Origin of the sequence: Pseudomonas sp. PS1(2021) (assembly GCF_020405165.1) — a bacterium.
GTDB classification, from domain to species: Bacteria; Pseudomonadota; Gammaproteobacteria; order Pseudomonadales; family Pseudomonadaceae; genus Pseudomonas; species Pseudomonas aeruginosa.
On record NZ_CP084484.1, the window covers coordinates 5831293 to 5856264 of the forward strand.

Annotated in this window: 19 protein-coding genes; 9 read left to right on the forward strand and 10 right to left on the reverse strand. The window is 67.6% G+C overall.

Annotated elements, in window-relative coordinates:
* Positions 1-94: 94 nt before the first annotated feature.
* Together LE197_RS27765 and LE197_RS27770 are read right to left on the reverse strand one after the other, a co-directional pair.
* On the reverse strand, positions 95-1309 hold the full coding sequence (locus LE197_RS27765) for a YeeE/YedE family protein (protein ID WP_003121352.1): 1215 nt from the start codon (positions 1307-1309) through the stop codon (positions 95-97).
* Positions 1310-1345: 36 nt separating this feature from the next.
* Positions 1346-2812 carry a PLP-dependent aminotransferase family protein gene (locus LE197_RS27770; protein ID WP_023121186.1) on the reverse strand — a complete coding sequence of 489 codons (1467 nt, stop codon included), beginning with the start codon at positions 2810-2812 and terminating at the stop codon, positions 1346-1348.
* Positions 2813-2939: 127 nt separating this feature from the next.
* On the opposite strand from LE197_RS27770, the gene LE197_RS27775 reads away from it, so the two are divergent.
* Both LE197_RS27775 and LE197_RS27780 read left to right on the forward strand, forming a co-directional pair.
* Positions 2940-3389: a GNAT family N-acetyltransferase gene (locus tag LE197_RS27775; protein WP_003096834.1), complete on the forward strand. Its 450-nt coding sequence runs from the start codon at positions 2940-2942 to the stop codon at positions 3387-3389.
* Positions 3390-3397: 8 nt separating this feature from the next.
* Complete coding sequence (locus tag LE197_RS27780) at positions 3398-4072, forward strand: GNAT family N-acetyltransferase (protein ID WP_003096837.1); 675 nt, start codon at positions 3398-3400, stop codon at positions 4070-4072.
* A 24-nt stretch (positions 4073-4096) separates the two neighbouring features.
* On the opposite strand, the gene mtr is transcribed toward LE197_RS27780, so the two are convergent.
* From mtr to LE197_RS27795, 3 genes are all read right to left on the reverse strand, one after another.
* Positions 4097-5350, reverse strand: coding sequence for a tryptophan permease (gene mtr, locus LE197_RS27785; RefSeq protein WP_003096841.1), 1254 nt, complete (start codon positions 5348-5350; stop codon positions 4097-4099).
* Between the two features lie 180 nt (positions 5351-5530).
* Positions 5531-7354: a sodium-extruding oxaloacetate decarboxylase subunit alpha gene (oadA, locus tag LE197_RS27790; RefSeq protein ID WP_003105555.1), complete on the reverse strand. Its 1824-nt coding sequence runs from the start codon at positions 7352-7354 to the stop codon at positions 5531-5533.
* Positions 7355-7369: 15 nt separating this feature from the next.
* Positions 7370-8785, reverse strand: a complete 1416-nt coding sequence (locus tag LE197_RS27795) for an acetyl-CoA carboxylase biotin carboxylase subunit (RefSeq protein WP_057386919.1) — start codon at positions 8783-8785, stop codon at positions 7370-7372.
* 213 nt (positions 8786-8998) lie between these two features.
* On the opposite strand from LE197_RS27795, the gene pycR reads away from it, so the two are divergent.
* Positions 8999-9934, forward strand: coding sequence for a LysR family transcriptional regulator PycR (gene pycR / locus LE197_RS27800; RefSeq protein WP_003121355.1), 936 nt, complete (start codon positions 8999-9001; stop codon positions 9932-9934).
* On the opposite strand, the gene LE197_RS27805 is transcribed toward pycR, so the two are convergent.
* Together LE197_RS27805 and hexR are read right to left on the reverse strand one after the other, a co-directional pair.
* A complete protein-coding gene (locus LE197_RS27805; RefSeq protein ID WP_003105559.1) occupies positions 9888-10103 on the reverse strand; it encodes a PA3496 family putative envelope integrity protein in 216 nt (71 codons plus the stop codon). The two genes, pycR and LE197_RS27805, sit on opposite strands and share 47 nt — an antisense overlap.
* A gap of 106 nt (positions 10104-10209) precedes the next feature.
* Entirely contained in the window at positions 10210-11091 is an 882-nt protein-coding gene (gene hexR, locus LE197_RS27810) for a transcriptional regulator HexR (protein ID WP_003096857.1), read from the reverse strand.
* Between the two features lie 85 nt (positions 11092-11176).
* Between hexR and zwf the strand changes: the two genes are divergently transcribed.
* Entirely contained in the window at positions 11177-12643 is a 1467-nt protein-coding gene (gene zwf, locus LE197_RS27815; protein ID WP_003096859.1) for a glucose-6-phosphate dehydrogenase, read from the forward strand.
* A gap of 80 nt (positions 12644-12723) precedes the next feature.
* On the forward strand, positions 12724-14118 hold the full coding sequence (gene yegQ, locus LE197_RS27820) for a tRNA 5-hydroxyuridine modification protein YegQ (RefSeq protein ID WP_003105560.1): 1395 nt from the start codon (positions 12724-12726) through the stop codon (positions 14116-14118).
* Here the strand turns inward: yegQ and LE197_RS27825 are convergent.
* Genes LE197_RS27825 through LE197_RS27835 form a run of 3 tightly spaced genes read right to left on the reverse strand, consistent with a single transcriptional unit; the run spans position 14112 to position 19952 of the window.
* Complete coding sequence (locus LE197_RS27825; RefSeq protein WP_003096864.1) at positions 14112-14837, reverse strand: DUF3142 domain-containing protein; 726 nt, start codon at positions 14835-14837, stop codon at positions 14112-14114. The genes yegQ and LE197_RS27825 overlap by 7 nt on opposite strands.
* Positions 14834-17038, reverse strand: coding sequence for a hypothetical protein (locus tag LE197_RS27830; RefSeq protein WP_031640905.1), 2205 nt, complete (start codon positions 17036-17038; stop codon positions 14834-14836). The genes LE197_RS27825 and LE197_RS27830 overlap by 4 nt, the downstream gene beginning before the upstream one ends.
* A 58-nt stretch (positions 17039-17096) precedes the next feature.
* Positions 17097-19952 (reverse strand): putative bifunctional diguanylate cyclase/phosphodiesterase, encoded by a 2856-nt coding sequence (locus LE197_RS27835; RefSeq protein WP_009877285.1) that lies wholly within the window; start codon positions 19950-19952, stop codon positions 17097-17099.
* 176 nt (positions 19953-20128) lie between these two features.
* Between LE197_RS27835 and uvrD the strand changes: the two genes are divergently transcribed.
* The 4 genes from uvrD to LE197_RS27855 all read left to right on the forward strand — a co-directional run bounded on the left by uvrD (position 20129) and on the right by LE197_RS27855 (position 24953).
* Positions 20129-22315, forward strand: coding sequence for a DNA helicase II (uvrD, locus tag LE197_RS27840; RefSeq protein ID WP_003096872.1), 2187 nt, complete (start codon positions 20129-20131; stop codon positions 22313-22315).
* Positions 22316-22352: 37 nt separating this feature from the next.
* Positions 22353-22781 (forward strand): EamA family transporter, encoded by a 429-nt coding sequence (locus tag LE197_RS27845; RefSeq protein WP_003114104.1) that lies wholly within the window; start codon positions 22353-22355, stop codon positions 22779-22781.
* 97 nt (positions 22782-22878) lie between these two features.
* Positions 22879-24372 carry an acetyl-CoA hydrolase/transferase family protein gene (locus LE197_RS27850; protein ID WP_057386920.1) on the forward strand — a complete coding sequence of 498 codons (1494 nt, stop codon included), beginning with the start codon at positions 22879-22881 and terminating at the stop codon, positions 24370-24372.
* A gap of 377 nt (positions 24373-24749) precedes the next feature.
* Positions 24750-24953, forward strand: coding sequence for a DUF1127 domain-containing protein (locus LE197_RS27855; RefSeq protein ID WP_003096877.1), 204 nt, complete (start codon positions 24750-24752; stop codon positions 24951-24953).
* Positions 24954-24972: the final 19 nt, after the last annotated feature.

Sequence of the window (24972 nt, forward strand, 5' to 3'; positions counted from 1 at the left end):
GCCCGCAGATCTTCCCCGTTGCCGAGGTGTTGTGTGGCTGCGCTCACCTGTGGATAACGTCCGCGTCATACGTCCTACGAAGGCATATCCCCTCTCAACACCCCGTCAACCCTTGCTCCCGCCGCTCCTCCGGGAAGAAATAGGGCCTCAATACCCGTACCCCGACGCTGTTGCCGGCAAACGCCGCCACCAACCACAACCAGCCATGCAGGCTGCCGGACGCGATCCCGCTGAAATACGCGCCGATGTTGCAGCCATAGGCCAGGCGCGCGCCGTAGCCGAGCAGCAGCCCGCCGATCACCGCCGCCGCCAGCGAACGGCGCGGGATGTCCAGGTTCGGCGCGAAGCGTCCGGCCAGGCCGGCGGCGAGCAGCGCGCCGAGGACGATGCCGATGTCCATCACGCTGGTGATGTCTTCCCACAGCGGCGCGGCCAGCGCCTTGGCGTTCGCCGGCGTCTGCCAGAAGGCCCAGGCGCCGACGTCCAGGCCCACGCCCTGGGCGATCTTCGCGCCCCACAGGGCGAAGGCCGACGTGATGCCCCAGGGGCGTCCGGCGAGGTACAGGGTGAGGAAGTTGAGCAGCGCCAGCGCCAACGCGCCCCAGACCAGCGGCCAGGGGCCGCGGAGGAAGCGCCGCCAACCCCGCCATTCGGCGCTCGGCGGGGTTTCCAGGGTGCCGTGGCGGGCCTTCTCCATGCGTACCGTGACCCCGGCGATGCCGATGAACACCGCCAGGCTCAACACCAGCGCCGGTGCCAGGCCCAGTTCGGCGACCAGCGAGATCGGCGGCAGCGACGGCAGGGCGAACCACCAGCCGACATGCTGGGTGGCGATCAGCGAGCCGAGGATGAAGAACAGCAGGGTCACCAGCATCCGCGCGTTGCCGCCGCCGACGGTGAACAGGGTGCCGGAGGCGCAGCCGCCGCCCAGTTGCATGCCGATGCCGAAAATGAAGGCGCCGACGATCACCGAAGTACCGACCGGCGAGACGAAACCGCTCACCGGCTGGCCGAACAGGCTGCCCGCCGCCAGCGCCGGGAAGAACAGCAGCACCGCCAGCGCCAGCATCACCATCTGCGCGCGCAGCCCGGCGCCGCGCCGTTCGCGGATGAATACCCGCCAGGCGGAGGTGAAGCCGAAGGCGGCGTGGTAGAGGGTCAGGCCCAGGGCGCCGCCGACGACGAAGAGGATGGCCTGGCGCGCGCTGACCGCGTTGAACAGGAACAGCCCGCCGAGCACCAGCAGGGCGAAGGCGATCAGGGGGGCGGCGAGCTTGCGCTCGGGCGCGGCGGAAAGGGCGACACTCATGGCTACTCCTGGGCGCGAGGGTGATCCGGGGGCATTCTAGTCAGTCGCGACGACGGGTCCAACCAGGGCCTCCCGCCGCCAGGCCTTGCGCAACGCCCGCAGCGCCTCATCGATACGCGCCTCGGGTACTGCCGCGAAGCCCAGCACCAGGCCCGCGCGGTCGTCTGGCGCAACGCTGGAGTCGTCCATCCAGTAGTCGCTCAAGGCGCTGACTTCCACCCCGGCGGCTGCCGCCGCGGCGATCAGGGCCCGCTCCCGCGCCAGGCTGTCGACCCGCACGCACAGGTGCAGCCCCGCCTCCACCGCCGGCAACGGCTGGCAACCCGGCGCCTCTGGCCAGCCCCGCAGCAAGGCGTCGCGGCGGGCGCGGGCGGCGCGGCGCATGCGGCGGACGTGGCGCTGGAAATGCCCCTCGGCGATGAAGTCGGCCATGACCCGCTGGGTGCCCACCTCCGAATGGCGTACCTCGATGGCCCGCCGCTGGCGGAAGCGCTCGACCAGCGCCGGCGGGACCACCAGGTAGCCCAGGCGCAACGCCGGGAAGGCGATCTTGCAGAAGGTCCCGACGTAGAGCACCCGGCCCTGTCGGTCCAGCGCGGCCAGCGGCGTACCGCTGTAGCGATACTCGCCGTCGTAGTCGTCCTCGACGATCCAACCGTCGGCGCGCTCGGCCCACTCCAGCAGCTCCAGGCGCCGCGCCAGCGACAGGGTGACGCCGGTGGGGTACTGGTGTGACGGCGTGACATAGGCCAGGCGGCAGCCGGCAATGCCCGCGAGCCGGTCGCTGCGCAGCCCCTCGGCGTCGAGGTCGATCCCGTGCGGTACCGCGCCGGTCGCGGCGAAGGCCAGGCGCGCCGCGCGGTAGCCAGGGTTTTCCACAGCCACCGGATCGCCGTTCTCGAGCAACACCTGGGCGCACAGGCGGATGGCCTGCTGCGCGCCATGGGTGACGATCACCTGTTCCGCCTCGCAGCGCAGGCCGCGCGCGCTGCGCAGGTAGGCGGCGATCAGCTCGCGCAGGCGCGCCTCGCCGGCCGGGTCGCCGTAGCCCAGGCAGTCCGCCGGTGGGTTGCGCCAGAAGCGCGCCTGTAGCCGCGCCCAGGTGTCGAAGGGGAACAGGTCGAAGGCCGGCACGCCGACGCGGAACGCTCGCGGCGCGCCTTCCGGTGGCGGCGCCAGGGCCGCCGGGCCGCGCGGCGCGGGAGCGCTCGGGGCGACGGCGGGGGCCCTGCCTGGGATTTCCTGCAACTCGGCAACGTAGGTGCCGTCGCCTGTGCGCCCGTCGATATAGCCCTCGGCGTGCAACTGTTCATAGGCCCGCACCACGGTGTTGCGCGAGACCTTCAGGGCCTGGGCCAGTTCGCGGCTGGCGGGCATCCGCGTGCGGCTGCCGAGGCGGCCGTCGAGGATCCGTTCGCGCAGCGCGGCGTAGAGCTGGCGGGCCAGGCCCTGGGCGGGGTCGAGGTGGATGCCGGCGGCGTCGAAGGGCAGTACGGTGGCCATGGCGGTCTCGGAGGGAAGAAAGCGCCAGTGTGGATTGGACCTGTGGAATTGACCAGCAATGGATCTTCTAGCGGACCATTTCCCGGCCTAGTCTGGAGGCACCTTTACCCGGACATGGAACCGAGCCATGAGCACGTCCCTGCAGATTCGTCCCGTCGGCGCCGGCGACCACGCCGCCTGGCTGCCGCTGTGGGAGGGCTACCAGCGCTTCTACAAGACCGAGATCGCCGCCGCTACCAGCGACGCCACCTGGCAGCGCTTCCTCGACGCCGACGAACCGATGAACGCCGCCCTCGCCTGGCTCGACGAGCGCGCCGTGGGCCTGGTGCACTGGATCTACCACCGCTCCTGCTGGACCGTCGGCGACTACTGCTACCTGCAGGACCTGTTCGTCGCCGAGGGCCTGCGCGGCGAAGGCATAGGGCGCCGGCTGATCGAGCATGTCTACGCCGAGGCCGGCGCCGCTGGCTGTTCGCGGGTGCACTGGCTGACCCACGAGAGCAACAGCGACGCGATGAAGCTGTACGAGCGCATCGCCGACAAGTCCGGTTTCCTTCAGTACCGCAGGATTCTCTGAGGCCCACCATGCGCGAACCCTTGAACTGGCGCCCCGTCGCCACTCCACCCCACGCCCCGCTCGACGGCCGCTTCGTCAAGCTCGAACCGCTCGATCCGCAACGCCACGGCGACGACCTGTGGGACGCCCTGCAAGGGCCTGGCGCCGACCCGTTGCTGTGGGAATACCTGGCCTACGGCCCGTTCGCCGAGCGCCCGGCGTTCGACGCCTGGCTGGCCGGCCAGGCGGCCAGCCGCGACCCGCTGTTCTTCGCCGTGCGCGAGCGGCGCACGCAGCGCGCCGTCGGCCTGCTCAGCTACCTGCGGATCACGCCGAAGGATGGCGTCATCGAAATCGGCCATATCGCCTTCGGCGCGCCTATGCAGCGCACACCGGGGTCTACCGAGGCGGTCTACCTGCTCGCCGAACTCGCCCTCGGCCGCCTCGGCTACCGCCGCCTGGAGTGGAAGTGCAATGCCGGCAACGCCCGTTCGATGCGCGCCGCCGAGCGCCTGGGCTTCACCTACGAAGGCACCTTCCGCCAGCACATGGTGGTCAAGCAGCGCAACCGCGACACCGCCTGGTTCTCCCTGCTCGACAGCGAATGGCCGGCGCGACAGGCGGCGTTCGAGCGCTGGCTCGATCCTTCCAACTTCGACGCCGAAGGCCGCCAGCGGCAGACGCTGGAGGCGCTGCGCGACTAGCCCCTGGCAGGGACTGCCGGTCGCTCAACGGTACTCCGGCAGCCAGTGCAGGCTGGCCAGGATGTGCGCGACCGCGTTGGCCACGCCGAACAGCAGCACCAGCACGATCGCCGGCGTGCCGCCCCAGGCGCGGAACAGCGGGCTGCCGAAGCGCTTGCGCGAGGCCCGCGCCATCAGCGCCGGAACGATCACCGCCCAGAACGCCGCGGCCAGCCCGGCGAAACCGATGGCGTAGATGAAGCCGTTGGGGAACAGCAGCCCGCCGATGGTCGGTGGGACGAAGGTCAGCAACGCGGTCTTGAAGCGCCCGAAGTGGCTGTCGTCGAACCTGCACAGGTCGGCCAGGTAGTCGAACAGGCCGAGGGTCACGCCGAGGAAGGAGCTGGCCACCGCCAGGTTGGAGAAGGTGGTGAGCAACGCGTTCAGCGAATCCGACGCGGTGATCCGGTGCAGGTATTCCACCAGGGTGCCGACGTTGCTGCCGCCGGCGATGATGCCCTTGAACTGCTCGCGCGGGATGGTGCCCAGGGTGCTGGCCTGCCACAGCAGGTAGATGGCCAGGGCGATCAGGGTGCCGATCCACAGCGAACGGCTGATCCGCTGCGGGTCCTTGCCGTAGTACTTCATCAGGCTCGGCACGTTGCCGTGGTAACCGAAGGAAGTCAGGCAGAACGGCAGGGTCGCCAGCAGGTAGGGCCAGTAGACCGCGTCCGGCTCGCCGCTGTTGAACAGGATCGCCGGCTGGATGCGCCCGAGCAGGCCGCTGATGGAGAGGCCGAAGGTAATGATCATGCCGCCGAGCATCAGCGTGGTGATGCGGTCCACCGCGCGGGTGCTCCACCACACCACCAGCGCCACCGCCAGGGCGAACAGCAGCCCGGCGAGCTTTTCCGGCAGGGTCACGCCGAGGCCGCTGGACAGGGTGTAGCCGATGATTGAGCCGCCGCCGGAGATATAGGCATAGGTGAGGATATAGAGGACGAAGGCGATGCTCAGCCCGTTGACCACATTCCAGCCCTGGCCGAGCAGGTCACGGGTGATGGTCGAGAAGCTCGAGCCCACCGGGTAGTTGAGGTTGGCCTCGAGGATCATCATCCCCGACAGCAGCATGCAGAACCAGGTGAGCAGGAACACCGCCACCGACCAGCCGAACCAGATGCCGGACATGGCGATGGGCAGGGAGAACATTCCGGCGCCGACGGCGGTGCCGGCGATGATCATCGAACCGCCGAGCAGCGAGGGCCGGCGGCTGGGCGTTTGAGCTGGAGAGGACGACACCTGGACTTCCCGATAGTCAGCGCCTGCGGCGCGACGCGCCGCTGGGCAGAGGCGGCATTCTAGGCGGCGCGCGCGCCGGGCGCACCCTGGCAGGGCGAACAGCCGGCCGACGCGGCAACCGATGCCGATAAAAAAAGGGGAGCATCATGCTCCCCCAGGGACTTTAACCGTCTGTCGCGGTCAGCCCGCAATCTCGATCAGGATCTCGCCCGGGTTGACCCGGTCGCCCTTGGCCACGTGGATCGCCTTGACCGTACCGGCGATGCCGGCCTGGACCTCGGTTTCCATCTTCATCGCCTCGGTGATCAACACCGCCTGGCCGGCCTTGACGCTATCGCCTTCCTTCACCAGCACGTCGACGATGTTGCCCGGCATGGTGGTGCTGACGTGGCCCGGCTCGCTGGCATGCTTGCGGCCGCTGGCGGAGCCGGCGACATATTCGTTGAGCGGCTCGAACACCACTTCTTCCGGCATGCCGTCGATGGACAGGTAGAAGTGCCGCTTGTTGTCGCTCTTCACGCCGACCCCGGTGATGTCGACGCGGTAGGTCTCGCCGTGCACGTCGATGACGAACTCGGTCGGGGTGCCTTCCGCGCCAGCGGCGGCGACGCCCTTGCCGGTGGGAATCGGCAGCAGTTCCTCGGGCTTCAGGGTGCCGGCCTCACGCTCTTCGAGGAACTTGCGCCCGATGTCCGGGAACATCGCGTAGGTGAGTACGTCTTCCTCGGACTTGGCCAGGTTGCCGATCTCGCTGCGCAGCTTGTTCAGCTCCGGCTTGATCAGGTCGGCCGGGCGCACGTCGATGACTTCCTCGCTGCCGATGGCCTGGCGCCGCAGTTGCTCGTTGACCTCGCCGGGGGCCTTGCCATAACGGCCCTGCAGGTACAGCTTCACTTCGTTGGTGATGGTCTTGTAGCGCTCGCCGGCGAGCACGTTGAAGAACGCCTGGGTGCCGACGATCTGCGAAGTCGGCGTCACCAGCGGCGGGAAACCGAGGTCGGCGCGGACCCGCGGGATTTCCTCGAGCACCTCGCCCATACGGTTCAGCGCGCCCTGCTCCTTGAGCTGGTTGGCCAGGTTGGAAATCATCCCGCCCGGCACCTGGTTGACCTGCACGCGGGTATCCACGCCGGTGAATTCGCTCTCGAACTGGTGGTACTTCTTGCGCACCGCGTGGAAGTACATGCCGATCTCCTGGATCAGCTCCAGGTCCAGGCCGGTGTCGTAGGGGGTACCGCGCAGCGCCGCGACCATCGACTCGGTGCCCGGGTGGCTGGTGCCCCAGGCCATGCTGGAGATCGCCGTGTCGATACGGTCGGCGCCGTTTTCCACGGCCTTGAGCTGGCACATGCTGGCAACACCGGCGGTGTCATGGGAATGCACCACCACGTCCAGCGGCAGGGCGTCCTTCAGGGCCTTGACCAGGTCGCCGGTGGCATAGGGGGTGAGCAGGCCGGCCATGTCCTTGATGGCGATGGAGTCGACGCCCATGTCGGCCATCGCCTTGCCCTGGGCGACGAAGGCCTCGATGGTGTGCACCGGGCTGGTGGTGTAGCAGATGGTGCCCTGGGCGTGCTTGCCGGCGGCCTTCACCGCCTCGATGGAGACGCGCAGGTTACGCACGTCGTTCATCGCGTCGAAGATGCGGAACACGTCGATGCCGTTGACCGCCGCCTTGGCCACGAAGGCGCGCACCACATCGTCGCTGTAGTGGCGGTAGCCGAGCAGGTTCTGCCCGCGCAGGAGCATCTGCAGGCGGGTGTTGGGCAGCGCCGCCTTGAGCTTGCGCAGGCGTTCCCACGGGTCTTCCTTGAGGAAGCGCACGCAGGCGTCGAAGGTGGCGCCGCCCCAGACTTCCAGCGACCAGTAGCCGACGCGGTCGAGCTTGTCGCAAATCGGCAGCATGTCCTCGGTGCGCATGCGGGTCGCCAGCAGAGACTGGTGGGCATCGCGCAGGATGGTATCGGTGACGCCGGTCTTCTTCGCTTGGATGGTATTGCTCATGTTCTGCTCCTTCCCTTACAGGCCGGCGTGGGCCGCGATGGCGGTGGCGATGGCGATGGCCAGGTGCGACGGGTTGCGCTTGATCGAGTACTGGGTCAGTTCCGGGTGGCTTTCGACGAAGCTGGTGTTGAACTGGCCGCTGCGGAATTCCGGGTTGCGGAGGATTTCCTGGTAGTACGGCGCGGTGGTCTTGACCCCTTGCACGCGCATGTCATCGAGGGCGCGCAGGCCGCGATCGAGGGCCTCTTCCCAGGTCAGCGCCCAGACGATCAGCTTCAGGCACATCGAGTCGTAGTACGGCGGGATGGTGTAGCCGGTGTAGATCGCCGTGTCGGTACGCACGCCGGGGCCGCCGGGGGCGTAGTAGCGGGTGATCTTGCCGAACGAGGGCAGGAAGTTGTTCTTCGGGTCCTCGGCGTTGATGCGGAACTGCAGGGCGTAGCCGCGATGGACGATGTCGTCCTGCTTGACCGACAGCTCCAGCCCGGAAGCGATGCGGATCTGCTCGCGGACCACGTCGATGCCGGTGATCTCCTCGGTGATGGTGTGCTCCACCTGGACCCGGGTGTTCATCTCCATGAAGTACACCTCGCCGTCGGCGAGCAGGAACTCCACGGTGCCGGCGTTCTCGTAGCCCACCGCCTTGGCCGCGCGCACCGCCAGGTCGCCGATATAGGCGCGCTGCTCAGGGGTGAGCTGCGGGCTCGGGGCGATCTCGATGAGCTTCTGGTTGCGGCGCTGGATCGAGCAGTCGCGCTCGAACAGGTGCACGGTGTTGCCGAAGGAATCGGCGAGGATCTGCGCCTCGATGTGCTTGGGATTGACGATGCACTTCTCGAGGAATACCTCGGCGCTGCCGAAGGCCTTGGTCGCCTCGGAGATCACCCGCGGGAACGCCTGTTCCAGCTCCTCGCGGCTGTTGCAGCGACGGATGCCGCGACCGCCGCCGCCGGAGGTGGCCTTGAGCATCACCGGGTAGCCGATCCGCTCGGCTTCGCGCAGGGCCTCGGCGAGATCGGCGACGTTGCCTTCGGTGCCGGGGGTACAGGGCACGCCGGCGGCGATCATGCTGCGGCGGGCTTCGGTCTTGTCGCCCATGCGGCGGATCACTTGCGCCGACGGGCCGATGAACTTGATACCGCGCTCGGCGCAGATTTCCGCCAGCTCGGCATTTTCCGAGAGGAAGCCATAGCCGGGGTGCAGGGCGTCGCAGCCGCTTTCCGCCGCCAGGTTCACCAGGGCGCGCGGGTTGAGGTAGCCGGCCAGCGGGTCCGCGCCGATGCTGTGGGCTTCGTCGGCGCGCTTGACGTGCAGCGCGTGGCGATCGGCCTCGGAGTAGACGGCCACCGAGCGGATGCCCATCTCGGCGCAGGCGCGCACGATGCGGACGGCGATCTCGCCGCGGTTGGCGATCAGGATCTTCTTGATCACGGAGGTCTCCCTCTTCGGGGTTGGGAACCTGGTACGGTCGATCCGGATATTCCGGTCGCTGCATGACCGGCAGGCAGCTCCCGGTCGCACTTTTACCCTACCCCCGTGAGGGTGATTAACAAAAATCAATAATTATTGGGATAGCCATTAGAAAAGCTTTATAGTCGCCCGACCGATCTCGGTCAGAGTGTGACTGGAATGCGTAAGTCGTTGATGCGTATGACATTACGGCAGCTTCAGGTTTTTCGTGCCGTATGCGAGAGCCGCTCCTACAGCCGGGCGGCGGAGGAAATGGCCCTGACCCAGCCGGCGGTCAGCCTGCAGATCCGCCAACTGGAAGAGCTGGTCGGCCAGCCGCTGTTCGAGTACGTCGGCAAGAAGCTCTACCTGACCGATGCCGCCGAAGCCCTGCTGAAGACCAGCACCGACCTGTTCCAGCGCCTGGAAAGCCTGGACATGCAGCTCTCGGACCTGAAGGGCTCGCTGCAGGGCCAGTTGCGCCTGGCGGTGGAGTCCAGCGCCAAGTACATCACCCCGCACCTGTTCAAGGCGTTCCAGAACCTGCATCCGGAAGTCAGCCTGAGCCTGACGGTGGTCAACCGCACCCAGGTGATCAAGCGCCTGGCCGACAACCGCGACGACCTGGTGATCATGTCCCTGGTACCGCAGGACATGGCCCTGGAGTTCCTGCCCTTCCTGAACAACCCGATCATCGCCGTGGCGCCGCCGGACCATCCGCTGTGCAACGCCGCGAAGCTGGCCCTGAAGGACCTGGAGCCCTTCCCGCTACTGGTCCGCGAACCGGGCTCCGGCACCCGCAAGGCTTGCGAGGAGTTCTTCCAGCAACGCCGCGCGCACTTCTCGCAGATCCAGGAGATCGCCTCGCTGGAGTCCCTGCGCGAAGGGGTGATCGCCGGCCTCGGCCTGGCCCTGCTGCCGCGCCATGCGGCGCACCAGGAACTGGCCAACGGCCTGCTGCGCGAACTACCGGTGGAGGAATTGCCGCTCTATCGCAGCTGGTGCCTGGTGCACGCCAAGGGCAAGCGCCTGAGCCCGGTGGCCCAGGCGTTCGTCGCCTTCGTCCGCGAGGAGCGGGCGCTGATCAGCCAGCTCGCTGGGCGCTTCGCCGGCCCTGGCGGTTCGAGCTGAGGTAGGCGGCGGCTACCAGCTCGGGGTAGTCGGCCAGTTCCTGGCGCAGGCGCAGTTCTTCGCAGTGGTCCTCGATCGCCCGGCGGAATTGCATGCGCCGCTGGTCTTCGAGCTTGCGGCGGGTTTTCGAATCCACGTGCTGGGCATTGGCATCGCTATGACGGGGCATCTCGCGTCTCCCATGGCCGACTGGCTGGAGTCGCGAGCATCGCGCAGCAATGTGACGGTTTGGCGGCAGGCCGGTGAAGACTGCGTTATGCCTTCCCGGCGGCGCCTCAGGACGGCTCGCCGCGCTCTTCCTGGTTCTTCATCACCTTCGGCGACAGGCGCAGGCTGCGCAGGCTGCGCTTGACGCTCTTGAGGTGGTTGACCAGGTCCGGGCCGCGGGCCATGGCCACGCCCATCGCCAGCACGTCGATCACCACCAGGTGGGCGATGCGCGAGGTCAGCGGGGTGTAGATGTCGGTGTCCTCGTGCACGTCGATCGCCAGGTTGACCGTGGCCAGGTCGGCCAGCGGGGTCTGGCTCGGGCACAGGGTGATCAGCGTGGCGCCGGCCTCGCGCACCAGGTTGGCGGTAATCAGCAGGTCCTTCGAGCGACCCGACTGGGAAATGCAGATGGCCACGTCGCTGGGCTTGAGGGTCACCGCCGACATCGCCTGCATGTGCGGGTCGGAGTAGGCCGCCGCCGACAGCAGCAGGCGGAAGAACTTGTGCTGGGCATCCGAGGCCACCGCGCCGGAAGCGCCGAAGCCGTAGAACTCCACGCGCTGGGCGTGGGCGATGGCGGCGATGGCGCGCTCCAGGGCGTGGGTGTCCAGGTGCTCGCGGACTTCCATCAGGCTGTGCAGCGTGGTGTCGAAGATCTTCAGGCTGAAGTCGGCCACCGAGTCGCTCTCATGGATCGAGAACTGGCCGAAGCTGGCGCCGGCCGCCAGGCTCTGCGCCAGCTTCAGCTTGAGGTCCTGGAAGCCGCTGCAGCCGATGGCGCGGCAGAAACGCACGATGGTCGGCTCGCTGACCCCGACCCCATGGGCCAGTTCGGCCATGGAGCTGTGCATGACCGACGCCGGATCGTTGAGAACGTGATCGGCGACCTTGAGTTCCGACTTGCGGAGCTGTTGGCGGGACTGGGCTATGTGCTGCAGCAGGTTCACAGGCTGGGCTCGATTCTCTGTAGTAACCTTGTAGTTATACTACAAACAGTCAGCCACGCCCAGCCAACGCCGTCGGGAGCTTGCCTTGAGTACACCAGCCACTCCAACGTCCTGCGACATCCTGGTCTTCGGCGGTACCGGCGACCTGGCCCTGCACAAGCTGCTGCCGGCGCTCTATCGCCTGCACCGGGAGGACCGCCTGCCGGCCGATACGCGGATCTTCGCCCTCGCCCGCAGCGCGCTGGACAACGCCGCCTTCCTCGCCCTCGCCGAGCGCAACGTCCGCGCGGTGGTGGCGCGCAGCGAGTTCGCCGCCGAACAATGGAAAGGCTTCGCCGCGCGCCTCGACTACCTGGCCATGGACGCCTCGCAGAGCGCAGACTTCGGTCGTCTCGCGCGGCACCTGAAGAGCAGCGAGGGCCGGGTGCTGGTGCACTACCTGGCAACCTCGCCGAGCCTGTTCGCGCCGATCGCGCAGAACCTCTCCATCGCCGGCCTCGCCGGGCCGCAAGCGCGCATCGTGCTGGAAAAACCGCTGGGCCATTCGCTGGACTCGGCGAGGGCGATCAACCAGTCCATCGGCCGGGTGTTCGACGAGTCGCGGGTGTTCCGCATCGACCACTACCTGGGCAAGGAAACCGTGCAGAACCTGATGGCCCTGCGCTTCGCCAATGCGTTGTTCGAGCCGGTCTGGCGCGCGGCGCACATCGACCATGTGCAGATCAGCGTCAACGAGACCCTTGGCGTGGAGAACCGCGGCGGCTACTACGACCACGCCGGGGCGATGCGCGACATGGTGCAGAACCATCTGCTCCAGTTGCTCTGCCTGGTGGCGATGGAGGCGCCGGTGCGTTTCGACGCCGAGGCTGTGCGCAACGAGAAGCTCAAGGTGCTGCAGGCGCTGAAGCCGATCTCCGGGCTCGACGTGCAGGACAAGACGGTACGCGGCCAGTACGCCGCCGGCAGGATCGGCGGCCAGGAGGTGCCGGCGTACTACTTCGAGAAGAACGTCGACAACGACAGCGATACCGAGACCTTCGTCGCGCTCCAGGCCGAGGTCGAGAACTGGCGCTGGGCCGGGGTGCCGTTCTACCTGCGCACCGGCAAGCGCATGGCGCGCAAGTGCTCGGAAATCGTCATCCAGTTCAAGCCGGTGCCGCACAGCCTGATCGACGGCGGCGGCGGGCCGGCCAACCGCCTGTGGATAAGGTTGCAGCCGGAGGAGCGGATCAGCGTGCAACTGATGGCCAAGACCCCGGGCAAGGGCATGCAACTGGAACCGGTGGAGCTGGACCTCAACCTGGCCGAGGCCCTCAGCCGCAACAAGCGGCGCTGGGACGCCTACGAGCGCCTGCTGCTGGACGTGATCGAGGGCGACTCGACGCTGTTCATGCGCCGCGACGAGGTAGAGGCCGCCTGGGGCTGGGTCGACCCAATCCTCGCCGGCTGGCGCGAGCACTACCAGAGCCCGCGGCCCTACCCGGCCGGCAGCAACGGCCCGGAACAGGCGCAACTGCTGCTGGAACTGCAGGGTCGACGCTGGCTGGAATGACGCGGACATTGATCCGGCTCAGGATCGCCCGGCGCGCGCTCGGCTAGAGTCGCGCGCCCACGTCGTTGCGAGCCCGAACCATGACCGCCACCACCCTCCGCCCCGAACTGCTGTGCCCCGCCGGCACCCTGAAAAGCATGCGCTATGCCTTCGCCTACGGCGCCGATGCCGTCTACGCCGGGCAGCCGCGCTACAGCCTGCGGGTGCGCAACAACGATTTCGACCACGCCCAACTGGCCGAAGGCATCGCCGAGGCCCACGCACTTGGCAAGCGCTTCTACGTGGTGGTCAACATCGCCCCGCACAACGCCAAGCTGAAAACCTTCCTGCGCGACCTGGAGCCGGTGGTCGCCATGGGTCCGGATGCGCTGATCATGTCCGATCCCGGCCTGATCATGCTGGTTCGCCAGCATTTCCCGCAGATGCCCATCCACCTGTCGGTGCAGGCCAACGCGGTGAACTGGGCCGCGGTGCAATTCTGGCGGCAGCAGGGCCTGACCCGGGTGATCCTTTCCCGCGAGCTGTCGCTGGAGGAGATCGAGGAAATCCGCCAGCAGGTGCCGGACATGGAGCTGGAAGTGTTCGTCCACGGCGCCTTGTGCATGGCCTATTCCGGGCGCTGCCTGCTGTCCGGCTACATCAACCGCCGCGACCCCAACCAGGGCACCTGCACCAATGCCTGCCGCTGGGAATACAAGGCGGTGGAGGGCCGCGAGGACGAGCTGGGCAACGTGGTGGCGCGGGAGCCGACCCTGGGACGCGGCGCGCCGACCGAGCAGGTGTTCCTCCTCGAGGAAGGCAACCGTCCCGGCGAACCGATGGCCGCCTTCGAGGACGAACACGGCACCTACATCATGAATTCCAAGGACCTCCGCGCCGTGCAGCACGTCGAGCGGCTGGCGCGGATCGGCGTGCACTCGCTGAAGATCGAGGGCCGTACCAAGTCCCACTACTACGTGGCGCGCACCGCCCAGGTCTACCGCCAGGCGATCGACGACGCGGCGGCCGGCAAGCCGTTCGACCGCGGTCTGATGGACACCCTGGAGTCCCTCGCCCACCGCGGCTACACCGAGGGCTTCCTGCGCCGCCACGTGCACGACGAGTACCAGAACTACCAGCACGGCCATTCGCTGTCCGAGCGCCAGCAGTTCGTCGGCGAACTCACCGGCGAACGCCGCGACGGACTGGCCGAGGTGGAGGTGAAGAACCGCTTCCAGCGCGGCGACAGCGTCGAACTGATGACTCCGCGAGGCAACCTGAGCCTGCGCGTGGAGGACCTGCGCAACGCCGCCGGCGAGGCCATCGAGGTGGCGCCGGGCAATGGCCACGTGGTCTACCTGGCGCTGCCGGAAGGCCTGGACCTGTGCTACGCGCTACTGATGCGCGATCTCCAGCCCGGCCAGGATACCCGCCAGCCGCAAGCCGAACGCAGCGGCGGGTGTGCCGGCAAGGGCGCTTGCGGCTGCGCTCACTGAGGGTTGAGCAGGAACACCACGTAGCCCCTGAACCAGGGGCTCTTTTCCAGGTAGTCGGGGGCTTGCCAGTCGCCGCCCTGGACCAGGCCGATCCGGTACGGCAGCTGCAGGCGGCTGACCCGCGGGAGGTAAGCGGCGTGGTTGGGAATGCTGTGACGCCCCTGGTAGGTCTGCACCACCACTTCATCGACCACGCCCTTGAGCCGGTTGATCGCCGCCGGCTCGGCGTTGCTGCCCCAGTCGAGCAACCCGGTGATGCTCAAGCGGTATTCGCGGGGCAGGCGCCGGCGCAGGTCGCGGAGGAAATCGACGTACTCGTCGAGGTAGCGGGTACGCGCATCGAAGTCGATCTGGATGCCGACCACCGGGTTGCCGGCACGCTTCCAGCGCTGCACCTGGTTCAGCACGGCCTGGTAGATCTGCGGCGTCCAGCGCAGGGTATGGGCGCGGTACACCACCCAGACCTCGCCCCGCGCCAGGCGTGGCACCGAGATGCCCTGGGCGATCAGCCGCACGCCCTCGCCGGGGCGCCGGCGCGACTGGCTGATCTGTCCCTGCAGGATGTACAGCGTCTCGGCCCGCGCCAGCACCGGCTGCGGCGCGACGCCGCTCCACAGCCAGAAGGCGCCGTAGTCCTCGGCGCGCACCGCGGCCTCGACGGACGGCAACAGCGGCAGGCCCAGCAACAGGCCCGCCAGCCAGGCTCGCCAGCGCCTCACCAGTAGTACTTCAGTTCCTTGGCCCAGGAGCTGTCGGCGTAGGTCGACTTGAGCGTACGGAACCATTGCTTGCGCTCGGCCTGCGGGATGTCCTGCTGGCCGCAGGTGTTGTAGCCGGCCGGGGCGAAGCAGTTGATCGCGCGGAACAGCGCGTAGGCCTTGTCTTCGCGCGGAGCCTTGGGGTTGTCCATGACCAGGCGATAGCCATCCAGCCGGGAGTACACCTCGCCCTTGAAGCCGCTCGGGGTGCCGCCCAGCTCGTTGGCCTCGGGCTGGCTGTCCAGCGGCATGCCGTCGAGACCGTTGCGCAGGATGAATTCACCCAGGCAGTTCAGGCCCTTCGGGTCCTTGTCATCGGCGGCCAGCGCCGCGGCCGACTCGGCGATGGCCGGGCAAACGTAGCCGGACTCGGCCTTGTCGCCCTTCCAGCGGAACAGCTCCAGGCTGTTACCGGCGCCGTAGACATAGCCGAGGCTGGTGCCCAGCTTGGTCTGCGAGGGGGTTTCGCCGAGCAGCGCGAAGTCCTTGCCGAAGTCGGCGAAGCGGCTGCGGCGCAGGTCCTTGTAAAGGAGAGTGAACAGCGCGGTATCGCGCTCTTCCGCCGTCGCGCCCTGCTTGGCCTGGCGGCGCAACAGCGCGGCGTCGGCGACGTTGCGCAGGAGGATGCTGCGCAGCAGCGGCTCCTGGACCGGCGAACCTTCGGCGAAGACCTTTTCCAACTGGCCGCTGCGCTCGTAGTTGAGCGCCAGGGCCAGCTGCAACTGGCCCTTCTGGTACGGCTGCGCGGCCTGCGGCAACAGTTCCAGCCAGAGCGCCTCGGCGGCTTTCCAGTCCTTCTGCTGCTCCAGCGCCAGCCCGCGCAGGGTCTGCTGGCTGAAGCCGACGTAGTCGAGGCTGCCGACCTTTTGCGGCAGCGCTTCGAGGGTCTTCGCCGGATCCTGGTCGACATAGAAGCGATAGGCCGCCTGCAGGTAGGCGAACAGTTCGGGATGCGCGGCGAAGCTGGCCTGTTGGGCCTGCAGCGTTTCCCAGGTGAAGCTGCGCGGGGTCGACGGATCGTGGGCGCGCATCTGCACCAGGTCGGCCACCGCCAGCAGCAGCGGAGTCTGGATGTCGCCGAGCTGGATACCGGTCAGGAGCTTGTTGTCGACCTCCTGGACCAGGTCTTCCAGGGCCATGTTGCGCTGCCCTTGCTCGGCTTCGGCGAATTGCGCGGCATAGTCCTGGGCCAGCAGCTTCTGGTCGCCGGCCAGCCAATGCACGCGCCGTTGCAAGCCCTTGGCCGAGGCGGCGTAGAGCCCCTTCGGATACGCCTGCAGGTAGGCCTCGAGGGCACTGCGGGTCTGTTCCAGGCGAGCCTTGTCGACATTCTGCAGCTCGGGGAAGCCCATGTCGTCGAAGGCGTTCTGCTGGGCGGCGTTGAGCAGGGTGCGCGCCTGCAGGTACAGGGCGGTTTCCTTCAGCCAGGGCTGCGACACGTCCTGCAACGCCTTGAAGCCCTGTTCGGCTTCGTCGAAGCGGCCGCTGTAGAAGTTGGCCGCAGCCTCCAGGTACGTGGCGAAGGCCCTGCCTGCGGCCGACTCGACGCCTTGCGCGAGCACACCGCCCAGTTCCTCTTGTTCCCAGCCGCAGGCACCGAGCAGGTCCAGGCGGCTGTTGGCCAGGGCCTTGGTCTCCGCCTCGCCCAGCCCGGCGTCACGCACCTGGCGAAGAAACGCCAGCGCGCTGTCCTGGTCGTTGCTGCGGCAGCGGCTGCCCTCGCCCTCGAAGAATTCGGCGCCGGCGATCTTTTCCGGTAGCGCTTCGGCGCCCATCTGCCGGGCCAGTTCGGCGAGCGGCGAGGGCGCTGGCGCAGGCGGCGGTGTCTCGGCCTCGCTCGCCGCCGGCGGCGGCGCGGGCGGCTGGCTGCCGTCGCCGGGCAGCAGGCGGAACAGGCCGAACGGTACCAGGCCGTAGCCTTCGAGCTTCTCTTCCTCCGACGGCGGCGCCTCCACCAGCCGCCAGTGGCCGGCGTCGGCCAGCAGCAGGCGCAGGTTGGCGCGGGTGTCGTTGCCCGGGGCGAGGAACGGCAGGGTATCGCAGACACCGCCGCCGACCAGCGACCAATCGGGATAGCAGGAGTCGTCGCTGCTGGCCTGGGCCAGCGGGGAGAGACCGGCGCCCACCAGCAGGAGGGCGGGAAGAAGCGGCTTCGAGCGCATGAATCGTCCTTAATTCGTGGGAGTCGAAAGTGCTACAGCATACTCCGCCGGATCGCGTTCAACGAGCCTGGCGCAAACCTTCCTCCAGGGCATGGGCCGGCAACGGCCGGCCGATCAGGTAGCCCTGCAGCTCGTCGCAACGCTGGGCCACTAGGAAGTCCCGCTGTTCGATGGTTTCCACGCCTTCGGCGACCACCTTCAGGTCGAGGCTGTGGGCCATGGCGATGATCGCCCGGATGATCGCCGCATCCTCGCTGTTCTGGGTCAGGTCGCGGACGAACGACTGGTCGATCTTCAGGTAGTCCAGCGGCAGGCGCTTCAGGTAGCTGAGCGAGGAATAGCCGGTGCCGAAGTCGTCGACCGATAGCTTCACCCCCATCTCGCGCAACTGGCGGAAGGTCGCCAGGACACTATCGAGGGCGTCCAGCCACTGGCTTTCGGTCAACTCCAGCTCCAGTTGCGCCGCCGGCAGGCCGCTGTCGGCAAGCGCCGAGCGCACTACGTCGAGCAGGTCGCCCTGGCGCAACTGGTGGACCGAGAGGTTCACCGAGACCCGCAGGTTCAGGCCCCGCTGGCTCCACTCGGCGGCCTGCAGGCAGGCCCGGCGCAGGACGAATTCACCGATCTCGCCGATCAACCCGCACTCCTCGGCGAGGCCGATGAAGGTCGACGGCGGGATCATGCCCTCCTCCGGATGGTGCCAGCGCACCAGCGCCTCGACCGAGTCCGCGCGGGCGCTGGCCAGGCACAGCTTGGGCTGGTAATGCACGTCCAGCTGGCCCTCCTCGACCGCCTTGCGCAACCGGGTTTCCAGGCGCAGGCGTTCGAGGGTGCTGTCCTGCAGGTTGTCACGGAAGAACTGGAAGGTATTGCCGCCGAGTTGCTTGGCATGTTGCATCGCCAGGTTCGCCTGGCTCATCAGCACGGAGATTTCCCGTGCCTGCTCGGAAAACAGGCTGATCCCCAGCGAGGCGCCGAGGATCAACTCGTGGCCGGGCACGCTCACCGGCTGGCGCAACTGGACCAGCAGGCGTTCGGCCAGGCGCGACAGGGCCGCGGTGCCGGTGCCGCCATCGAGGAGAATGGCGAACTCGTCGCCGGCCAGACGCGCCAGGGTGTTGGCTTCCGGCGCGGTGCGCCGCAGGCGCTGGGCCATCTCCCTGAGCAACTGGTCGGCGACCTCGTGGCCGAGGCTGTCGTTGAGCAGCTTGAAGCGGTCCAGGTCGATCAGCAGCAGGGCCAGCCCGCCCTCCTCCTGGCGCGCCCGCTGGGCCGCCTCGTGCAGCCGCTCGCGGAACAACCGGCGGTTGGCCAGGCCGGTCAGTTCGTCGTAGTGCAGCAGGTGACGCAGGCGCTCCTCGACGTCGCGGCGGGCACTGAGATCGGTGAAGAAACCGACGATGTGGGTCGCCTCGCCATTGCCGTCGCGCAGCAGGTTGAGCTGCAGCCATTGGGGATAGGGATCGCCATTCTTCCGCGTATCCACCAGTTCGCCCTGCCACTGCCCGTGCTGGCGCAGCTCGGCGCGGATCTGCCGGTAGTGGCGCTGGGCCTCGGGGGTATTCACCAGCAGGCTGGCGTTGCGCCCGACCACGTCCTCGCGGCGATAGCCGGTGATGCGACTGAAGGCCTGGTTGACCGCCAGCAGGTTGTAGGCCGGATCGAGGATCACGATGCTCTCGCTGGCCGCCTCGAACACTGTCGCGGCCAGTTGCTGCTGCTCTTCCAGGCGCTTGCGCGCGCTGATGTCGCTGCGCGTGCCGAGCATCCGCGTCACCCGTCCCCGCGGGTCGCGAGCCATGGCCCGGCCACGATCCTCCAGCCAGCGCCAGCCGCCCTCCCGGTCGCGCACGCGGTACTCCACCCGGTATAGCTCGCTGCGCCCCTTGAGATGTTCGGCGAGGGCGCGACGGATGCGCGGCAGGTCGCCGGGGTGGATGCTTTCGATCAGCCTGCGATAGTCCTCGGGACCGTCCCCGGCGTCGCTGAAGACCGCCTCGAGATAGGAATGCTGGACCCGGCCGCTCTCCAGGTCCCAGTCCCACAACCCCAGTTCGCTGGCCTCCAGGGCCATGGCCAGGCGCGCCTCGCTCTGGCTGAGCGCCTGGCTGGTCGCGCCAAGCTCCTCGGTGCGCGCCTCCACCCGGCGCTGCAAGGCGTCGCGGGCGGCGCGCAGCTCGCGTTCGACCAGGCGCCGCTGGCCGACCTCCTGGGCGAGCTTGCGATTGAGCGCTTCGGCCTCGGCGTTGACGCGTTCCAGGTGCAGGTTCAGCGCCTGGGTCTGGAAGCGTCGCAGCAGCGCGCCCTGCACCAGCCGGTGGATCTGCCCGGCGACCACCAGCAGCGCCACCAGCAGGATCAGGCCGAGCACGCCCCAGCCCTGCAACAGGCTATGCGGCTGCAACAGCAGGAAAACGATGGATGGCAGCAGGCCCGGCAAGGCGAAGGTGAGGAAGGCCGGCAGGCTCACCGCATAGGCGACGCTGGCGGAGAGGATCGCCGCCGCCACCAGGCCGAACACCAGCACCTGCTGGAGGAAGGCATCGGCCGGGACCAGCATGATCACCGCGAACGCCAGGGTCAGGCCCGAGGCGCCGGCGCCGCACAGGAAGGTCCGCCGCCAGTGGCGGCTGGCCTGGCGACGGCTGTCGGCCTGCTGGAAGGCGGCGACCTGCAGCAGGCGCAGGACGGCGAGCAACACCAGCCAGACCAGCCAGCCGCCGAGCAGCCAGCTGCTGACCTTGCCCCACACCAGGCAGGCGCTGGTCACGCCGCCGAGCAGCATGAGCAGGGTCGGCGTGCGCGAGCCGAGATAAAGGAGCCGGGTACGCTCGATGGCGATTTCGCGGGCGTAGAGCCGCAGTACATCGGTGCTGCCGCCCGGCAGCGCCAAGGGCTCGACATGGACGGTCATAGGCGCTTGTTCTTGTAGTGGTTTGCCTTGAAGTGGCCGGAGCATAACCGAGCAGGGGCAGGCTGCCCAAGGCCGGGATAGAGCATTTTTCCGCAGCCAGGCCCGACGCTGCGCCGGCCTGCGCCGCATGGCGGCCCGGTTTGCCCGGCTTTTCCCCGCCCCGGTAGAATGCCGCGATGAACGACGACCTCTCCCTCCTGCTGAACTCCCTCAACGACCCGCAGCGCCAGGCCGTGGCCGCGCCGCTGGGCCGCCAACTGGTCCTCGCCGGCGCCGGCTCGGGCAAGACCCGCGTGCTGGTGCACCGGATCGCCTGGCTGATCCAGGTCGAGCACGCCTCGCCCTACAGCATCCTGTCGGTGACCTTCACCAACAAGGCGGCGGCGGAGATGCGCCACCGCATCGAGCAGTTGCTCGGGATCAATCCGGCGGGCATGTGGGTCGGCACCTTCCACGGCCTCGCCCATCGCCTGCTGCGCGCGCACTGGCGCGAGGCCGGGCTGAGCGAGAACTTCCAGATCCTCGACAGCGACGACCAGCAACGCCTGGTCAAGCGGGTGATCCGCGAACTCGGCCTCGACGAGCAGCGCTGGCCGGCGCGCCAGGCCCAGTGGTTCATCAACGGGCAGAAGGACGAGGGCCTGCGGCCGCAACACATCCAGCCCGGCGGCGACCTGTTCCTCGCCACCATGCTGAAGATCTACGAAGCCTACGAGGCGGCCTGCGCCCGCGCCGGGGTGATCGACTTCTCCGAGCTGCTGCTGCGCGCCCTGGACCTCTGGCGCGACCATCCCGGCGTGCTCGAGCACTACCAGCGGCGCTTCCGCCATATCCTGGTGGACGAGTTCCAGGACACCAACGCCGTGCAATACGCCTGGCTGCGGATTCTTGCCAAGGGCGGCGACAGCCTGATGGTGGTCGGTGACGACGACCAGTCGATCTACGGCTGGCGTGGCGCACGGATCGAGAACATCCAACAGTTCAGCGACGACTTCGCCGACGCCGAGGTGATCCGCCTGGAGCAGAACTACCGTTCCACCGCGTCGATCCTCAAGGCCGCCAACGCCCTGATCGCCAACAACCAGGGACGCCTGGGCAAGGAGTTGTGGACCGACGGCGAGGACGGCGAGTCGCTGAGCCTGTACGCCGCGTTCAACGAGCACGACGAGGCGCGCTACGTGGTCGAATCGATCGAGAGCGCGCTCAAGGGCGGCCTGGCGCGCAGCGAGATCGCCATCCTCTACCGCTCCAACGCCCAGTCGCGGGTGCTGGAGGAAGCCCTGCTGCGGGAGAAGATTCCCTACCGCATCTACGGCGGCCAGCGCTTCTTCGAGCGTGCCGAAATCAAGAACGCCATGGCCTACCTGCGCCTGCTCGACGGCCGCGGCAACGACGCGGCGCTGGAACGGGTGGTCAACGTGCCGGCACGCGGCATCGGCGAGAAGACCGTGGAGAGCATCCGCGAATTCGCCCGCGGCAACGATGTGTCGATGTGGGAGGCGATCCGCCTGATGATCGCCAACAAGGTCCTGCCCGGCCGCGCCGCCAGCGCCCTGACCGGCTTCGTCGAGCTGATCGAGAATCTTTCGGCGAAGGTCATGGACATGCCGCTGCACCTGATGACCCAGACGGTGATCGAGCAGTCCGGACTGATCAGCTACCACAAGGAAGAAAAAGGCGAGAAAGGCCAGGCCCGGGTGGAGAACCTCGAGGAACTGGTCAGCGCCGCCCGCGCCTTCGAGAACAGCGAGGAAGAGGAAGACCTCACCCCGCTGCAGGCCTTCCTCAGCCACGCCTCCCTGGAGGCCGGGGAAACCCAGGCCGACGCCCACGAGGACAGTGTCCAGCTGATGACCCTGCACAGCGCCAAGGGCCTGGAGTTCCCGCTGGTGTTCCTGGTCGGCATGGAGGAAGGGCTGTTCCCGCACAAGATGAGCCTGGAGGAATCCGGCCGCCTGGAAGAGGAACGCCGCCTGGCCTACGTCGGCGTCACCCGCGCCATGCAGCGACTGGTCCTGACCTACGCGGAGACTCGCCGGCTCTACGGTAGCGAGACCTACAACAAGGTTTCGCGCTTCATCCGCGAGATCCCGCCGGCGCTGATCCAGGAAGTGCGCCTGTCCAATACCGTCAGCCGCCCCTACGGCGGCACCTCGCGCAGTGCCGGCGGCAACCTCTTCAGCGGCGCCGGGGTGCCGGAGACGCCCTTCTCCCTCGGCCAGCGGGTGCGCCACGCGCTGTTCGGCGAAGGGACTATCCTCAACTTCGAAGGCGCCGGCGCCCAGGCCCGGGTGCAGGTGAATTTCGAGAGCGAAGGCAGCAAGTGGCTGATGCTCGGCTACGCCAAGCTGGAAGCCCTGTAGCGGCGCAGCCCGTGGAGAAGGCCCGGAGGAGGACGACATGCTGGCATCCTGGGCCTTCTGGGCACTGCTTTCGGCGCTGTTCGCCGCGCTGACCGCGATCTTCGCCAAGATCGGCCTCGACCGGGTCGATTCGGACTTCGCCACCTTCATCCGCACCCTGGTGATCCTCGTCACCCTCGGCGGCATCCTCGCGGTCCTGGGCAAGTTCCAGGCCCCGGGCAGCATCCTGCCGCGCAGCTGGCTGTTCCTGGTGCTCTCCGGGCTGGCCACCGGTGCCTCCTGGATCTGCTATTTCCGCGCCCTCAAGCTCGGCCCGGCGTCGCTGGTGGCGCCGCTGGACAAGTTCAGCGTGGTGCTGGTGGCACTGCTCGGCGTGGCCTTCCTCGGCGAACGCCTGGACCTGCGCCAATGGCTCGGCGTAGCCCTGGTGACAGCGGGCGTGGTGGTCCTGGCAATCCGCCCATAAGCCCGCTGAATGGCGCTTCGACCTTGGTATAAAGGCGAAAAATCGCGGAAACCCTAGACTGGCGGCCTCTAATAATTCGTCGTCTGAGGTTCGTTCCATGTACCGTGATCGCGTGCGCCTGCCCTCCCTGCTCGACAAGGTGATGAGTGCGGCCGAAGCCGCCGACCTGATCCAGGACGGCATGACCGTCGGCATGAGCGGTTTCACCCGCGCCGGCGAGGCCAAGGCCGTACCCCAGGCGCTGGCCATGCGCGCCAAGGAACGTCCGCTGCGTATCAGCCTGATGACCGGCGCCAGCCTCGGCAACGACCTCGACAAGCAGCTCACCGAGGCCGGCGTGCTCGCCCGGCGCATGCCGTTCCAGGTCGACAGCACCCTGCGCAAGGCGATCAACGCCGGCGAAGTGATGTTCATCGACCAGCACCTCTCGGAAACCGTCGAGCAGTTGCGCAACCACCAGCTGAAGCTGCCGGACATCGCCGTCATCGAAGCCGCCGCGATCACCGAGCAGGGCCTCATCGTGCCGACCACCTCGGTGGGCAACTCGGCGAGCTTCGCGATCTTCGCCAAGCAGGTCATCGTCGAGATCAACCTGGCCCACAGCACCAACCTGGAAGGCCTGCACGACATCTATATCCCGACCTACCGGCCGACCCGCACGCCGATCCCGCTGACCCGCGTCGACGACCGCATCGGCAGCACGGCGATCCCGATCCCGCCGGAGAAGATCGTCGCCATCGTCATCAACGACCAGCCGGACTCGCCATCCACCGTGCTGCCGCCGGACGGCGAGACCCAGGCCATCGCCAACCACCTGATCGATTTCTTCAAGCGCGAGGTCGACGCCGGGCGCATGAGCAACAGCCTCGGCCCGCTGCAGGCCGGTATCGGCAGCATCGCCAACGCGGTGATGTGCGGCCTGATCGAGTCGCCGTTCGAGAACCTGACCATGTACTCCGAAGTGCTGCAGGACTCGACCTTCGACCTGATCGACGCCGGCAAGCTGCGCTTCGCCTCGGGCAGCTCGATCACCCTGTCGCCGCGGCGCAACGCCGACGTGTTCGGTAACCTGGAGCGCTACAAGGACAAGCTGGTGCTGCGCCCGCAGGAAATCTCCAACCACCCCGAGGTGGTCCGTCGCCTGGGCATCATCGGCATCAATACGGCGCTGGAGTTCGACATCTACGGCAACGTCAACTCGACCCACGTCGGCGGCACCAAGATGATGAACGGCATCGGCGGCTCCGGCGACTTCGCCCGCAACGCGCACCTGGCGATCTTCGTCACCAAGTCGATCGCCAAGGGCGGCAACATTTCCAGCGTGGTGCCGATGGTCAGCCACGTCGACCACACCGAGCACGACGTCGACATCCTCGTCACCGAGCAGGGCCTCGCCGACCTGCGCGGCCTGGCGCCTCGCGAACGGGCCCGGGTGATCATCGAGAACTGTGTCCACCCGTCCTACCAGGCACCGCTGCTGGACTACTTCGAGGCGGCTTGCGCGAAAGGCGGCCACACGCCGCATCTGTTGCGCGAGGCGCTGGCCTGGCACCTGAACCTGGAAGAACGCGGACACATGCTGGCCGGCTGAGGCTGAACCGTTTCATCCGCAACTATTTCCAGCGCCCGGACGATTAATTCTTCCGGGCGTCTGGACAGGGCAGAAAAAACCACGTAAAAACATATTTCGGCGGCCTTTTCTCTTGCCGCCATCGCAACACGCCGACCCGGCCCTTCCGCTTTTCCTGCTGTAACACTTCGTTGTTTCTTTCGGTAACGCACCATGACGGTGCAGAGCGGTACAGTTACGCACCGAAACAACCCATACAGTTCGGAAACACACCCCGGTGATCCAACGCAATTCTCCGCAACTGTTCCTATTCTTGTTGACCTGTTAGTCAGATCATATTGCTCAGTTAATCACTAGCAACCTGACTACCCACCACAAGTGGGAAGGATCGACACATCATGGAACGTACCCTCGGTTCCAACACTTTCGACATCGCTCGCTCCAACCGCCGCAGCAGCAGCCTGCTGGGCACCATGAAACTGTGGCAGCGCCGCATCCAGAGCCGTCGCCAGCTGGCCCGCCTGGACTCCCGCCTGCTCGCCGACGCCGGCATCAGCGAAGCCCAGCGCTACGCCGAGCTGAACAAGCCGTTCTGGCGCTAAGCGATACTGTAACGTCCCG

Bases quoted from the DNA above. Each gene is read 5' to 3' on its own strand.
- uvrD (WP_003096872.1), top strand. From the start codon at position 20,129: ATGAACGACGACCTCTCCCTCCTGCTGAACTCCCTCAACGACCCGCAG.
- LE197_RS27845 (WP_003114104.1), top strand. From the start codon at position 22,353: ATGCTGGCATCCTGGGCCTTCTGGGCACTGCTTTCGGCGCTGTTCGCC.
- LE197_RS27830 (WP_031640905.1), bottom strand. From the start codon at position 17,038: ATGCGCTCGAAGCCGCTTCTTCCCGCCCTCCTGCTGGTGGGCGCCGGT.
- LE197_RS27855 (WP_003096877.1), top strand. From the start codon at position 24,750: ATGGAACGTACCCTCGGTTCCAACACTTTCGACATCGCTCGCTCCAAC.
- pycR (WP_003121355.1), top strand. From the start codon at position 8,999: ATGCGTATGACATTACGGCAGCTTCAGGTTTTTCGTGCCGTATGCGAG.
- LE197_RS27835 (WP_009877285.1), bottom strand. From the start codon at position 19,952: ATGACCGTCCATGTCGAGCCCTTGGCGCTGCCGGGCGGCAGCACCGAT.
- LE197_RS27770 (WP_023121186.1), bottom strand. From the start codon at position 2,812: ATGGCCACCGTACTGCCCTTCGACGCCGCCGGCATCCACCTCGACCCC.
- LE197_RS27765 (WP_003121352.1), bottom strand. From the start codon at position 1,309: ATGAGTGTCGCCCTTTCCGCCGCGCCCGAGCGCAAGCTCGCCGCCCCC.
- yegQ (WP_003105560.1), top strand. From the start codon at position 12,724: ATGACCGCCACCACCCTCCGCCCCGAACTGCTGTGCCCCGCCGGCACC.
- LE197_RS27775 (WP_003096834.1), top strand. From the start codon at position 2,940: ATGAGCACGTCCCTGCAGATTCGTCCCGTCGGCGCCGGCGACCACGCC.
- LE197_RS27780 (WP_003096837.1), top strand. From the start codon at position 3,398: ATGCGCGAACCCTTGAACTGGCGCCCCGTCGCCACTCCACCCCACGCC.
- LE197_RS27850 (WP_057386920.1), top strand. From the start codon at position 22,879: ATGTACCGTGATCGCGTGCGCCTGCCCTCCCTGCTCGACAAGGTGATG.
- oadA (WP_003105555.1), bottom strand. From the start codon at position 7,354: ATGAGCAATACCATCCAAGCGAAGAAGACCGGCGTCACCGATACCATC.
- LE197_RS27805 (WP_003105559.1), bottom strand. From the start codon at position 10,103: ATGCCCCGTCATAGCGATGCCAATGCCCAGCACGTGGATTCGAAAACC.